10 protein-coding genes are annotated in these 13,868 nt (G+C 68.7%); 5 read left to right on the forward strand and 5 right to left on the reverse strand.

The window, feature by feature from the left end; all coding sequences use genetic code 11:
• Positions 1-2: 2 nt before the first annotated feature.
• From E0F75_RS25790 to E0F75_RS25805, 4 genes are all read right to left on the reverse strand, one after another.
• On the reverse strand, positions 3-569 hold the full coding sequence (locus tag E0F75_RS25790) for a hypothetical protein (protein WP_229313034.1): 567 nt from the start codon (positions 567-569) through the stop codon (positions 3-5).
• 143 nt (positions 570-712) lie between these two features.
• Positions 713-2,242, reverse strand: coding sequence for a UDP-N-acetylglucosamine 1-carboxyvinyltransferase (locus E0F75_RS25795; protein WP_209497345.1), 1,530 nt, complete (start codon positions 2,240-2,242; stop codon positions 713-715).
• A gap of 51 nt (positions 2,243-2,293) precedes the next feature.
• The gene (locus E0F75_RS25800; RefSeq protein ID WP_229313036.1) at positions 2,294-2,650 is read right to left on the reverse strand and encodes a VOC family protein; all 357 of its coding nucleotides are present in this window, start codon (positions 2,648-2,650) and stop codon (positions 2,294-2,296) included.
• An 84-nt stretch (positions 2,651-2,734) separates the two neighbouring features.
• Positions 2,735-4,612, reverse strand: a complete 1,878-nt coding sequence (locus E0F75_RS25805) for an amidohydrolase (protein WP_229313038.1) — start codon at positions 4,610-4,612, stop codon at positions 2,735-2,737.
• A gap of 93 nt (positions 4,613-4,705) precedes the next feature.
• On the opposite strand from E0F75_RS25805, the gene E0F75_RS25810 reads away from it, so the two are divergent.
• Together E0F75_RS25810 and acnA are read left to right on the forward strand one after the other, a co-directional pair.
• Positions 4,706-5,704 carry a LacI family DNA-binding transcriptional regulator gene (locus tag E0F75_RS25810; RefSeq protein WP_229313040.1) on the forward strand — a complete coding sequence of 333 codons (999 nt, stop codon included), beginning with the start codon at positions 4,706-4,708 and terminating at the stop codon, positions 5,702-5,704.
• Positions 5,705-5,998: 294 nt separating this feature from the next.
• Positions 5,999-8,716: an aconitate hydratase AcnA gene (gene acnA / locus E0F75_RS25815; RefSeq protein ID WP_308189605.1), complete on the forward strand. Its 2,718-nt coding sequence runs from the start codon at positions 5,999-6,001 to the stop codon at positions 8,714-8,716.
• An 82-nt stretch (positions 8,717-8,798) separates the two neighbouring features.
• Here acnA and E0F75_RS25820 read toward each other — a convergent pair whose 3' ends face one another.
• The gene (locus E0F75_RS25820; RefSeq protein ID WP_229313045.1) at positions 8,799-9,776 is read right to left on the reverse strand and encodes a VCBS repeat-containing protein; all 978 of its coding nucleotides are present in this window, start codon (positions 9,774-9,776) and stop codon (positions 8,799-8,801) included.
• A gap of 528 nt (positions 9,777-10,304) precedes the next feature.
• Here E0F75_RS25820 and ngcE point away from each other — a divergent pair.
• From ngcE to E0F75_RS25835, 3 genes are all read left to right on the forward strand, one after another.
• The gene (gene ngcE / locus E0F75_RS25825) at positions 10,305-11,750 is read left to right on the forward strand and encodes an N-acetylglucosamine/diacetylchitobiose ABC transporter substrate-binding protein (RefSeq protein ID WP_229313054.1); all 1,446 of its coding nucleotides are present in this window, start codon (positions 10,305-10,307) and stop codon (positions 11,748-11,750) included.
• 100 nt (positions 11,751-11,850) lie between these two features.
• Positions 11,851-12,780, forward strand: a complete 930-nt coding sequence (locus tag E0F75_RS25830) for a carbohydrate ABC transporter permease (RefSeq protein ID WP_229313056.1) — start codon at positions 11,851-11,853, stop codon at positions 12,778-12,780.
• A complete protein-coding gene (locus E0F75_RS25835; protein WP_229313058.1) occupies positions 12,780-13,718 on the forward strand; it encodes a carbohydrate ABC transporter permease in 939 nt (312 codons plus the stop codon). Before E0F75_RS25830 ends, E0F75_RS25835 begins: the two co-directional genes overlap by 1 nt.
• Positions 13,719-13,868 lie beyond the last annotated feature (150 nt).

Genomic DNA, 13,868 nt, shown 5'->3' on the forward strand with positions numbered 1-13,868 from the left:
ATCTATGACGGACAGGGGCGCCCATGCGAGAAGCTCGTCGAGAAACCGGTTCGGCACGGGTATCGCGCCACGCGTGGCCGCGGTCGCGAAGAGGCTGAAGGCCGGCCGCCCGACACCGCGTGGGACCGCGTACTGACGAGGTCCAGGCCGGGCGCCGTCGAGCACAGCACTCTGCACCGTTCGAGTCCCGGCTCGTTGAGCCATCGCACATCGGTGGCCCAGAGGTTCCTCAGGTGGCCGAGGACCGACTCCGGTGGCAGGAGAGTCAGGCCCGAGCGCACCACTGCCAGCAGGGCCTCGCGGTCCGGGTCGCCCTCGATGGCCTGTGCGAGGGTCACCCGTTCCGCCTCGGAGTTCCCGGCGGTGGACACGATTTCCCGCAGCATGGCCAGAACGGCTTCGACCGCCTCGCCGCCACCGACCCCGAGCCAGCGCCACTTACGCTGGGCGAAACCGCTGACGTTGGAGGTTTCCCCGGTCTCCCGACCTTCACGTGCGCGTCTCAGACGCTCCTGTTCGGCAGCCTTCGCCGCCTGTCGAGCAGCGACCGGATCCGTCATGTCGTACACCCCGACAGGGTATCCGGGTGATCTGGCAATCCATACGGCCGCCTACATATCGTGACCATGGTGCGAAGCACGGATGCCGCCCCTCCCCGACCCGATTCCGACGGTTCGCACGGGAAGGAGCGGCATTGCGCTCTGACGGACAATCAGATGTCCCGGAAGATCTCGATCTGCGCGCCGATCGAGTTCAGGCGCTCCGCCAGGTCCTCGTAGCCGCGGTTGATGACGTACACGTTCCGGAGGACCGACGTGCCCTCGGCGGCCATCATCGCGAGGAGGACGACCACCGCGGGGCGCAGGGCCGGCGGGCACATCATCTCGGCGGCGCGCCAGCGGGTGGGGCCCTCCACGAGGACCCGGTGGGGGTCGAGGAGCTGGAGGCGGCCGCCGAGGCGGTTGAGGTCCGTGAGGTAGATGGCCCGGTTGTCGTAGACCCAGTCGTGGATCAGCGTCTTGCCCTGCGCCGTGGCCGCGATCGCCGCGAAGAAGGGGACGTTGTCGATGTTCAGGCCGGGGAACGGCATCGGGTGGATCTTGTCGATCGGCGCCTCCAGCTTGGAGGGGCGGACCGTCAGGTCGACCAGGCGCGTCCGGCCGTTGTCCGCCGGGTACTCGGCCGAGCGGTCGTGGTCGAGGCCCATCTCCTCCAGGACCGCGAGCTCGATCTCCATGAACTCGATCGGGACCCGGCGGATCGTCAGCTCCGACTCGGTGACCACCGCGGCGGCGAGCAGGCTCATCGCCTCGACCGGGTCCTCGGAGGGGGAGTAGTCGACGTCCACGTCGATCTGCGGCACGCCGTGCACGGTGAGGGTGGTGGTGCCGATGCCGTCCACCCGTACGCCCAGGGCCTCCAGGAAGAAGCACAGGTCCTGGACCATGTAGTTGGAGGAGGCGTTGCGGATGACGGTCACGCCGTCGTGGCGGGCGGCCGCGAGCAGGGCGTTCTCGGTCACGGTGTCGCCGCGCTCGGTCAGCACGATCGGGCGGTCGGGGGAGACGGAGCGCTCGACCTGGGCGTGGTAGATGCCCTCGGTCGCGGTGATGTCGAGGCCGAAGCGGCGCAGCGCGATCATGTGCGGCTCGATGGTGCGCGTACCGAGGTCGCAGCCGCCGGCGTACGGCAGCTTGAAGCGGTCCATGCGGTGCAGCAGCGGGCCGAGGAACATGATGATCGAGCGGGTGCGGATCGCGGCCTCGGCGTCCATCGAGTCCATGTCCAGCTCGGCCGGCGGCACGATCTCCAGGTCGACGCCGTCGTTCACCCAGCGGGTGCGCACCCCGATGGAGTTGAGCACCTCAAGGAGCCGGAAGACCTCCTCGATGCGGGCGACCCGGCGCAGGACCGTGCGGCCCTTGTTGAGGAGGGAGGCGCAGAGCAGTGCGACACAGGCGTTCTTGCTCGTCTTGACGTCGATGGCGCCCGAGAGACGGCGGCGGCCGACGACCCTGAGGTGCATCGGTCCCGCGTAACCCAGGGACACGATCTCGCTGTCGAGGGCTTCGCCGATCCGGGCGATCATCTCAAGGCTGATGTTCTGGTTGCCGCGCTCGATCCGGTTGACGGCGCTCTGGCTCGTGGCCAGTGCGTCGGCGAGCTGCGTCTGTGTCCAGCCGCGGTGCTGCCGGGCGTCACGGATGAGCTTGCCGATGCGTACGAGGTAGTCGTCTGCCATGGCGTCACGTTATCTCAGATATGAGATGGTGCCTGCCGTTGGGGTAGGCCGTCAGAGTGACAGGCTGTGCGCGGTCGGGTGACGCGGCTCGTACAGGGGGAGTTCGGTCCCGCTCGGCAGCCGTACAGCGGCGAGCAGGCCCCAGCCCTGGTCGGTGATGGCGCGTGAGATCTCCGCACCCCGGTCCTCGAGGTCCTTCAGGGTCGCGGCGAGGTCGTCGCACATGAGGTAGAGCTCGTGCTTCGGCTCCTCCGTCGTCGGGTGGACGGCGACCTCGGCGGGCGGCAGCTTGAAGATGAGCCAGCCGCGCCCGGCGTCCACGTGCGGGAAGCCGGCGACGTCCTTGAGGAAGGCCCGGTCGGCCTCCGCGTCCCGCGTGTAGAGAATCACATGCGCGCCACTGAACATGTCCCGATCGTCCGCCGCCCGCACGGCCGCGGCAATTCGTCCGCGGCCGTACGGGCGGGTGCGAGGGGATCGAGGGGTGAGGGCTCAGTGCGCCGCGCAGCCGCACGCCCGGTGCCGGCCGCCGTGCACCGCCGCGTACGTCGAGGGCCGCGGCGCGGACGCCGCGCGGGCCAGCCCCGCGGAGGCCGAACGCCCCGAGGCCGACTCCGCGTCGTGGACCACGCGGCCCCCGACCAGGGTGAGCCGCACCGCGGTGTCACTGATGTCCGCGACCGGACATTTCATTACATCCCGGTCGAGGACCAGCAGATCGGCGGCCCGGCCCTCCCGGATCGTCCCGGTCTCCCCGTCCATCCGCAGCTGCCAGGCCGTGCCGTACGTGTGCATCCGCAGCGTCGAGGCGCGGCTCAGGCCCTCCAGCTCGCGGTGGAGCGGCCCCTGGCCGTACGCCCCCTGCCGGTCGATCGCGGTCCTGATCTGGTTCCACACCTGGAGCGCGTCCACCGGCCAGTCCGAGCCGCCCGAGAGTACGGCGCCGTGGCGTTCCAGCGAGCGCGCCGGGTACATCCACCGGTGCCGCTCGGGCCCGATGTACGGCAGGAGCGCCTCCATCGTCCAGGTGTCCGCGGAAGCCCACTGCAGCTGCATGCAGGCCGCCACGCCCAGTTGGGCGAAGCGCCGCAGATCGGCCGGGTCCACCAGCTGGAGATGGGCGACGGCGTTGCGCGGGTCGCGCAGCCCGGTGGCGCGGCGGGCGTACGCGTATCCGTCGAGTGCCGTCCGTACGGCCCGGTCGCCCAGGCCGTGGGCGTGCATCTGCCAGCCGGCCCGGTTGAAGGTGGCCGACAGCCGTCCGTAGTCCTGGGCCGAGACGTACAGTTCGCCCCTGTTGGTGGTGGGTCGTCCCTCACCGTCCAGATACGGATCGAGGAGCGCCGCCGTCTGCGCCGGGTACTCGATCACCCCGTCGAGGAACACCTTGATCATCCCGAAGCGCAGCCCCCGCACGTCGCCGAACTCCCGGCGCAGCCCCCGGGCGTACGCGAGCGCCGCCGCCGGGTCCTTCGCCTGGTCCGGGTCGAGCCGGATCGCCGGGACGATCCGCTGCGGCAGCTTCCCGGCAGTCGCGAGCGCCCGGTACGTGCTCAGCTCTCCGCGCCCGACCAGGGCGTCCATCATCGTGGTGACCCCCGAGGCCGCCGCCTGGGCGAGCACCCGCGCGCACGCCGCGACCAGCTCGGCCTCGCTCGGCTCCGGGATGTGCCGGGTCACCAGCGGCTGGGCGTCGTCCTTGAGGACGCCGGTCGGCCGGCCGTCCGCGCCCTTCACGATCTTCCCGCCCGCCGGGTCCGGCGTGGCGGCCGTGATGCCGGCGGTCTCCAGCGCGCGGCCGTTGACCCAGATGTTGTGGCCGTCGCCGCCGACCAGGGCGATCGGACGGCGGGTGGGCAGGGCGTCGAGCAGCGAGTGGTGGGGGAGCGAGCCCTGCGGCAGCAGGCCGATCGGGTTCCAGTCCTCCACCACCAGCCAGCCGTCCGGTTCCTGCCCCGGGCTGTCCTTCAGGAAGCCGGTCAGGATCGCGAGCAGCTCCTCCCGCGTCGTCTCCGCCCCTTCGAGTGAGGGCCGCAGCGAGCGGCTGCCCGCGCCCAGGGGGTGGACGTGACCGTCGTGGATGCCGCTCATCACGGTCCCGCCGCGCGCGTCGACGACCTCGGTGTCCCGGCCGACGAGGCGGCGCAGTTCGCTGCCCCGCCCGGTCGCCAGGATCCGGCCGTCGCGGCCGACGGCCACGGCCTCGACGGGACGGCCGCCGGACCGGCCGGTGAACACCCGGGCGTTGTGCACGACCAGCGCGGCCGACCGGGGGCGCGAGCCCGCCGCCGCGGGGCTCCCGGCGACCCCGACGAGACCCGCCGCACCGGCGGCGGCGAGAACGGTGCGCCGGCTCAGGGAAGAAGTCATGACCACTCCAAACATTGGCTGTGGCCGGACGCTCGCTGATTAACGTCGTAACCAGTACCCTCCCCGGACCGCGAAATCCGTACGATGGCGCGCATGTCAGGGCCCACCCTCACCGACATCGCCCGTGCCGCGGAGGTGTCCACCGCCACCGTGTCCCACGCCCTCAACGGCACGGGCCGGCTCGGCGAGTCCACTCGGCGCCGGGTCCGCGAGGTGGCGGCGGCCCTCGGCTACGGCTCGCGCCGGACGCCCCTGACCCGGACCGGGACGCTCGGCCTCGCCGTCACCACCTACGCGGGCGCGCCCTGGAACTACCTCGAGGTCCCCTACTTCTCCCGCCTGCTGACCGCCGGCGCGGCCACCGCGCACGCCCTCGGCTACGCGCTGACGGTCCTGCCCGCGGCGCGCGGCGGCGAGACCCTGTGGCACACCCTGAGCGTCGACGGCATGCTCCTGCTCGACAGCCCCGAGGACGACCGGGTGCTGCGCGCCCTGCGGGCCCGGGGCATCCCCGTGGTCTTCGACGGCCGCCCCACCGACCCGCACCCCGACGACGTCTGGGTCGACAACGACCACGCCGCGACCACCCGCGAGGTCCTCGACCGGCTGGCGGCCGCCGGTGCGCGCCGGATCGCCCTGCACGCCGGGTACGGCCGCGAGTACTACACCGGAGCCGTGACCCGGGCGTACGAGGAATGGTGCCGGGAGCGCGGCCGGGAGCCGTCGGTGATCACCTTCGACCCGGAGGACGCGCCCGGCCACGCCTTCGACCGGGCGTTCTCCGACCGGTCCTGCGACGCGGTCCACTCCCTCTACGACCCCGGCGGCCGGCAGGTCCTCGCCGCGGCGGCCCGCCACGGTCTGCGGATCCCCGACGACCTGCTGCTCGTCTGCGCCAGCGAGGATCCGGCCTATGCCGAGACCGACCCGCCGGTGACCACGGTGACGCTGCGGCCCGAGACCATCGCGGAGACGGCGATCACGACGCTGGTGGCCCGGCTCGACCCGGCCCTGCCCGCCCCCGCGCCGGGCGGGCTGACGGTTCCGGCCCGGCTGTGTCCGCGCGCGTCGACCCGCCGGGGGAGCGGGTGAGGGCCGCCGTGCCTCCGGGGTGGCCCGCCGCGCGTCCGGGGTCGCCCGCCGGACGGTCGTCAGGATGACGGCCGTCACATGTATGCCGGGCATGACCGAGCAGCGGGGATGCACTAGAGTTATCTCGACATCGAGATAACTGCTTACGGCGCACCGCGGCCGCCCACCAGGTAAGGGTTACCTAACTAAGCCTTACCTTAGCGGATCGGCGAGGGAGTCGTGGCGCGCACCACGCGGCGGAGCCGCATATTGTCGCGGCGCGGTACTACGCGCACATTGATGAAGGAGACTGTCGTGTCGGCGAACAGCTTCGACGCCCGCAGCACGCTGCGCGTGGGCGACGAGTCGTACGAGATCTTCAAGCTGGACAAGGTCGAGGGCTCCGCGCGCCTCCCTTACAGCCTGAAGGTCCTCCTGGAGAACCTGCTCCGCACCGAGGACGGCGCGAACATCACCGCCGACCACATCCGGGCCCTCGGCAACTGGGACTCGCAGGCCCAGCCGAGCCAGGAGATCCAGTTCACGCCGGCCCGCGTGATCATGCAGGACTTCACCGGCGTTCCCTGCGTCGTCGACCTCGCCACCATGCGCGAGGCCGTCGCGGCGCTCGGCGGCGACCCGGCGAAGATCAACCCGCTCTCCCCGGCCGAGATGGTCATCGACCACTCCGTCATCGCCGACAAGTTCGGCACGAACTCCGCCTTCGCGGAGAACGTCGAGCTGGAGTACGGCCGCAACAAGGAGCGCTACCAGTTCCTGCGCTGGGGCCAGACCGCCTTCGACGACTTCAAGGTCGTCCCCCCGGGCACCGGCATCGTCCACCAGGTGAACATCGAGCACCTGGCCCGTACGGTCATGGTCCGCAACGGCCAGGCGTACCCCGACACCCTCGTCGGCACCGACTCCCACACCACCATGGTCAACGGCCTCGGTGTGCTCGGCTGGGGCGTCGGCGGCATCGAGGCCGAGGCCGCGATGCTCGGCCAGCCGGTCTCCATGCTCATCCCGCGCGTCGTCGGCTTCAAGCTGACCGGCGAGCTCCCGGCCGGCACCACCGCCACCGACCTGGTCCTCACGATCACCGAGATGCTGCGCAAGCACGGCGTCGTCGGCAAGTTCGTCGAGTTCTACGGTGAGGGCGTCGCCGCCACCTCCCTCGCGAACCGCGCCACCATCGGCAACATGTCGCCGGAGTTCGGTTCCACCGCCGCCGTCTTCCCGATCGACGGCGAGACCCTGAGCTACCTCAAGCTGACCGGCCGCTCCGCGCAGCAGGTCGCGCTCGTCGAGGCGTACGCCAAGGAGCAGGGCCTCTGGCTCGACCCGGCCGCCGAGCCCGACTTCTCCGAGAAGCTGGAGCTCGACCTCTCCACGGTCGTCCCCTCCATCGCCGGCCCGAAGCGCCCGCAGGACCGCATCGTCCTCGCGAACGCCGCCGCGCAGTTCGCCCAGGACGTCCGTAACTACGTGGACGAGGCCGACGAGGCGGGCAAGGAGTCCTTCCCGGCCTCCGACGCCCCGGCGAACCACCCCAACGGCGCCCCGTCGAAGCCGGTCACCGTGACCGCCCCCGACGGCTCGACCTACGAGATCGACCACGGCGCCGTCACCGTCGCCGCGATCACCTCCTGCACCAACACGTCGAACCCGTACGTGATGGTCGCCGCCGCGCTCGTCGCGAAGAAGGCCACCGAGAAGGGCCTGACCCGCAAGCCGTGGGTCAAGACCACTCTCGCCCCGGGCTCGAAGGTCGTCACCGACTACTTCGACAAGGCGGGTCTCACCCCGTACCTCGACAAGGTCGGCTTCAACCTCGTCGGCTACGGCTGCACCACGTGCATCGGCAACTCCGGCCCGCTGCCGGAGGAGGTCTCCAAGGCCGTCAACGAGCACGACCTGGCCGTGACCTCGGTGCTCTCGGGCAACCGCAACTTCGAGGGTCGCATCAACCCCGACGTCAAGATGAACTACCTGGCCTCCCCGCCGCTGGTCGTCGCGTACGCCCTCGCGGGTTCCATGAAGGTGGACATCACCAAGGACGCCCTCGGCGTCGACCAGGACGGCAAGCCCGTCTACCTGGCCGACATCTGGCCGACGGAGGCCGAGGTCAACGACGTCGTCGCCAGCGCCATCGGCGAGGACATGTTCAACAAGTCCTACCAGGACGTCTTCGCGGGCGACGCCCAGTGGCAGGCGCTGTCGATCCCGACCGGCAACACCTTCGAGTGGGACGCCGAGTCCACCTACGTCCGGAAGCCCCCGTACTTCGAGGGCATGACGATGGAGACCACCCCGGTCACCGACATCGTCGGCGCCCGCGTCCTGGCCAAGCTGGGCGACTCGGTCACCACCGATCACATCTCCCCGGCCGGCGCCATCAAGGCCGACACCCCGGCCGGCAAGTACCTCACCGAGCACGGTGTGGAGCGTCGTGACTTCAACTCCTACGGCTCGCGCCGTGGCAACCACGAGGTCATGATCCGCGGCACCTTCGCCAACATCCGCCTGCGCAACCAGATCGCGCCGGGCACCGAGGGCGGCTTCACCCGCGACTTCACGCAGGCGGACGCGCCGGTGTCGTTCATCTACGACGCCTCGCAGAACTACCAGGCCGCCGGCACCCCGCTGGTCATCCTGGGCGGCAAGGAGTACGGCTCCGGCTCGTCCCGCGACTGGGCCGCCAAGGGCACCGCGCTCCTCGGCGTCAAGGCCGTCATCACCGAGTCGTACGAGCGCATCCACCGCTCGAACCTCATCGGCATGGGCGTCCTGCCGCTCCAGTTCCCGGCCGGCCAGTCGGCCGACTCGCTCGGCCTGACCGGCGAGGAGACCTTCTCCATCGCGGGCGTCACGGAGCTGAACGAGGGCACCACGCCGAGCACGGTCAAGGTCACCACCGACACCGGTGTCGAGTTCGACGCGGTCGTCCGCATCGACACCCCCGGTGAGGCGGACTACTACCGCAACGGCGGCATCATGCAGTACGTGCTCCGCAACCTGATCCGCGGCTGACACCAGCGCCGGATCCGGTAGTACGGGAAAGGGCCCCGCTCCTCGGAAGAGGAGCGGGGCCCTTTCGCTACGCCGGAGGCGATCAGAACAGCGCGCCGAAGCCGTTCCAGCCCGAGGTGCCGATCTTCATGCGGGTGGGGAACGGGTTGGGCGTGGTGCCCGCGCCCTTGAACAGCCACAGCGCGCCGGCGCCGTCACGGGCCACCAGGTCCGCGCGGCGGTCGCCGTTGAGGTCACCGGGGGAGAAGAGGTAGTTGTACGCGTTGAAGCCGCCGCCGATGCGGGTCTTGCCGGTGAGGGGGGACCGGTAGTTGCCGGTGCCCTTGTAGAGCCACAGGACGCCGCTGCGGTCACGGGCGATGATGTCGGCGCGGCCGTCACCGGTCACATCGCCCTTGCCCGCGATCTGGGTGTAGGCGTTCCAGCCGCCGCCGACGCGGTAGCGCTGGGTCAGGGACGCGTTGCCGTTGCCCAGGTAGTGCCAGAGCACGCCGGCGCTGTCGCGGGCCAGGATGTCGTCCGGGGCGCCACCGCCGGTGTTGCCGGCCGAGAGGACCTTGTTGTACGCGTTCCAGCCGCCGCCGAGGTCGCGGACCGGGCCGTCGCTGGCGAAGTGCAGGCGGCCGGTGCGGCTGACGGCGTACCAGCCGTCGGCGTGGTACCAGCCGTCCGCGTCGGGACGCGCGTCGGTGTCCGCCTGGGTGAAGTTCTTGTATCCCACCCAGTTCCAGCCCTGCGTCCCGGCTATCCGCTGGATGGCGCCGCCGCCGACGGGGGTGTAGCCGATGACGTCGCCGTTGGTGTGCCAGCCGTAAAGGTTGTTGAGCGCGGCACCGGAGGCGGCGGTCGCGGCGGTCGCGGAGGCCGCGGCGGCGGACACGCGCTCCGACTGCGCGGCGGCCGACACGCGGTTCGACTGCGGCGCGGCGGGGGCCTTGGTCGCCGGGCCCGGCTCCGCCGCGACCGCGACGGTCGAGGTGCCGACGAGGGCGGCGGTGATCGCGGCGACCGCGACACGGGACAGGAGACCCGAGCGGTTCAGGCCGGAAGAGTTGGCCACGTAGTACTCCATAAGGGAGAGGGACAGGTAAATCCCGCCGGACCCTCGAACGCATGGTCGAGGTCGGCGGTCCCCCTATGATCCCCGGTCACCCTCACAGGATCCTTACTTTTCCGGGTGTCTGTGACACAACTGTTTCGATCCCGACCGTATGCCCGCTTTTGCCCGCCCGCGTCCCCGCCACGCCCTGGACCGCCCCGTCAAGGTGCCCCATTACGGGGAGGTCTGAGGCACTGTCAAGGGCATCGACGGACGGATGGTTGGACGAAACGCCGCAGATCCAGCGTGCTTATCCCGGAGGTCTCAACTCGGGAAAGATGGCCGTCGAAACCTGCTTTCGATCTTGCTCCGGCGAAGGGAAGTGGACTATACCTGTCGCGTCCAGCCAGTCGGTTTCCTCACACGACGGCCCGACGCCTGCACGACCCGGCTGCAAATGACCGCGGTGGCGGGGCCCTTCGCCTGTGGCGAGTGAGTACGGGCGACCGGTACACCGCCTGAGTCCTGAATGAAGGCGAGGACTTGAGCATGGGATCCACCTCCGCTCAGACCAATGAGGGCCTTGGCCGTCGCGATCTGATCAAGCGTTCCGCCGCGATCGGCCTGATTTCGGTGCCGACCATGGGCTTCCTCTCCGCCTGCGCGAGCAGCAGCGGCGACGGAAACGCCAAGGTCGAGAAGGGGACGAAGTCCGACAAGAACCCGCTCGGGGTGAACGAGTCGGCACCGCTTGATTTCGTCCTCTTCGACGGCGGATTCGGACAGCAGTACGCCAAGGACGCGATCAAGGTCTACGAGACGAATTACCCCAAGGCCAAGGTCAAGTTCACGCCGACCCAGAAGATCACGACGGTACTGCAGCCACGCTTCAACGGTGGCACGCCGCCGGACCTCATCGACAACTCGGGCGCAGAGCAGATGGACATGGGCGTCCTCGTCGGCCAGAAGCAGCTGGCCGACCTCACCGACCTCCTGGACGCGGCGTCCGTCGACGACCCGAACAAGAAGGTCCGCGACACCCTGCGGCCCGGCATCGTCGAGATGGGCCAGTTCGACGGCGCCCCGGTCTGGGTCCTCTACTACGCGTACACCGTCTACGGTGTCTGGTACTCGCAGAAGCTGCTCGACTCGCTCGACGCGAAGTACCCGGAGACCTGGGACGAGATGCTGGCCGTCTGCGAGAAGGCCAAGAAGAAGGGCATCGCTCCCTGGACGTACGCGGGCAAGCACCCGTACTACGTCCCCTTCTCGCTCTACCCCATGATCGGCAAGGTCGGTGGCCGCGAGGTCCTGGACGCCATCGACAACCTGGAGCCCAAGGCGTGGGAGCACCCGGCGGTCAAGGCTTGCTTCGAGGCCTACTACGAACTGGTCCGCAAGGGGTACATCCTCAAGGGCACCCCTGGCCTCGATCACAACCAGTCGCAGACCGCGTGGACCGAAGGCAAGGCGCTCTTCATCCCGAACGGCTCGTGGGTCGAGAACGAGGCGGCGAAGACCATGCCTGCCGACTTCAACCTCGCCGTGTCTGCACCGACTGGCCTCGACAGCTCTGACAAGATGCCCTTCGGCACCATCTGGGCATCAGGCGGCGAGCCCTTTATCGTCCCTGCGAAGGCGAAGAACGCCGCAGGCGGCATGGAGCAGCTGCGCATCATGCTCAGCGAGGCTTCCTCCAAGAACTTCACGGCGTCCGTGAAGTCTCTGACCGCGTTCAACGGTGGAACCGAGGGCATCGAGCTCTCGCCGGGTCTGAGGTCCGGTGTCGCGGCCCTGGAGAAGGCCGGCCAGAACGTCGTCAACCCGCGCCTCCAGGACTGGTACGTCGCCCTCCAGAAGGAGAAGATCGGTGTCGCGGGCATCGGCGAGATGATGGCCGGCCGTGCCACCCCGGCAGAGACGATCAAGAAGATCCAGAAGTTCGCCGACGAAGCGGCCAAGGACTCCTCGATCAAGCACTACAAGCACCAGTGAGCAGTGCCGGGGCCCCTTCCCGCCGACCGGGAGCGGGCCCCGGCCCCTTCGCGCGCGGCACCCGCGGCGCGCCTCCGCGGGAAGATCGGGGTCGGTAGGAATGCAGCACGGCAAGTACCGTTTCATCGTGGGGTTCCTGGCGGCACCCCTCGCGCTCTATGCGCTCTTCGTCATCTGGCCGTTCATCCAGTCCATCTACTACTCGCTCACGGACTGGAGCGGACTGAGCCCCGAATTCGGGTTCGTCGGATTCGACAACTACAGCAGAATGCTGGACGACGAGATCTTCTGGAAATCGCTCCAGCACAGTCTGACCCTCGCAGTGGTGCTCCCGCTGGTGACCGTCGGTCTTGCGCTGTTCTTCGCCTTCATGCTCAATGTCGGCGGTCGGCGCCGTAGGGGGGCAGCCATCGCGGGAGTGCGTGGATCCTCTTTCTACAAGGTTGTGTACTTCTTTCCGCAGGTGCTGTCGATCGCAATCGTTGCACTTCTCTTCCAGTTCGCGTACAACCCGAACAGTGGGGCCATCAACTCCTTCCTGAAGGGCGTCGGTCTCGGGAGTGTTCAGCCGGACTGGCTGGGTGATCCAAACCTTGCCCTCATCTGCGTGATGGTGGTACTTGTCTGGTCGACGGTCGGCTTCTTCGTCGTCCTCTTCTCGGCCGGCATGGCGTCCATTCCGAGGGACTTCTACGAGGCTGCACTGCTCGACGGCGCCAGCCGCTTCACGACCTTCTTCAAGATCACCCTGCCGCTCCTCTGGGACACCGTGCAGTCCGGCTGGATCTACATGGGCATCCTGGCGCTCGGCGCGGAGTCCTTCGCCGTCGTCCAGATCATGACCGTCGGCCCCAGCGGTGGTGGGCCGGACTACTCGACAATCGTCCTTCCGCTGTACGTGTACCAGAAGGCATTCCGGGACGGTCAGGCTGCCTACGCAACGACCATCGGTGTCGCGCTCCTTCTCGTCACCCTGGCCTTCGCGGCCATCGTGATGAAGCTGGGCCGACGCGAGCGGCTGGAGTTCTGATGAAGACGACCGACACTGCCACCCCCGGCGTCGAGACCCCCGGCCCCTCGGGGGGCTCGGGGCCCGTGGTCACCAAGACGGTGCCGCCCACGACCCGCAAGGAATCCAAGAGTGAGGGCTCGGTCCTCAACGTCTTCTCGCACGGCTTCCTGATCATCTGGGCGATCATGGTCGTCATGCCGCTGCTCTGGGCGGTCATGACCTCCTTCAAGACCGACAAGGCGATCTTTAACTCGCCTTGGGCTCTGCCCGAAACACTTCGTTTCGAGAACTGGTCCCGAGCCTGGACCGATGCGCACATGGGCGATTACTTCTTGAACACGATCCTCGTGGTCGGTGGCTCACTCATCGGTACGTTGCTCTTCGGCTCCATGGCCGCGTACGTGCTGGCCCGCTTCGACTTCCCTGGGAACCGCTTCATCTACTTCCTTTTCATCGGAGGGATGAGCTTCCCGATCATCCTGGCGCTCGTGCCGCTCTTCTACGTGATGCAGAACATGGCCCTGCTCAACACCCCGCACGGCCTGATCCTCGTCTACATCGCGTACTCGCTACCCTTCACCGTCTTCTTCCTCACGGCCTTCTTCCGCACGCTGCCGACCTCGGTGGCGGAAGCGGCCTTCGTGGACGGCGCGTCGCACACCAGGACCTTCTTCCAGGTGATGCTGCCGATGGCGAAGCCGGGTCTCATCAGCGTCGGCATCTTCAACTTCCTCGGCCAGTGGAACCAGTACTTGCTGCCGACAGTGCTCAACACGGAGGAAGACCAAAAGGTACTCTCGCAGGGCCTGGTGCAACTCGCTGTCAGTCAGGGCTACAAAGGTGACTGGTCTGGGCTCTTCGCCGGCCTCGTGATGGCGATGCTCCCGGTGCTCGCCGCGTACATCATCTTCCAGCGGCAGGTGGTGGCCGGTCTGACCGCCGGGGCCGTGAAGTAAAGGGAGCTGTGTCAGTAGGTTGAGATTGATTTGAAAGGGGGTGCCTCCGATCAAAGGATCGGAGGCACCCCCTTTCAAATCAATCTCAACCGCAATTTCCCCATGCGGAGCGCCCAGCGACACTTCCTGCAATTTCCCCGCGGAAGTTCA

Origin of the sequence: Streptomyces sp. CB02980 (assembly GCF_014451325.2) — a bacterium.
GTDB lineage: Bacteria > Actinomycetota > Actinomycetes > Streptomycetales > Streptomycetaceae > Streptomyces.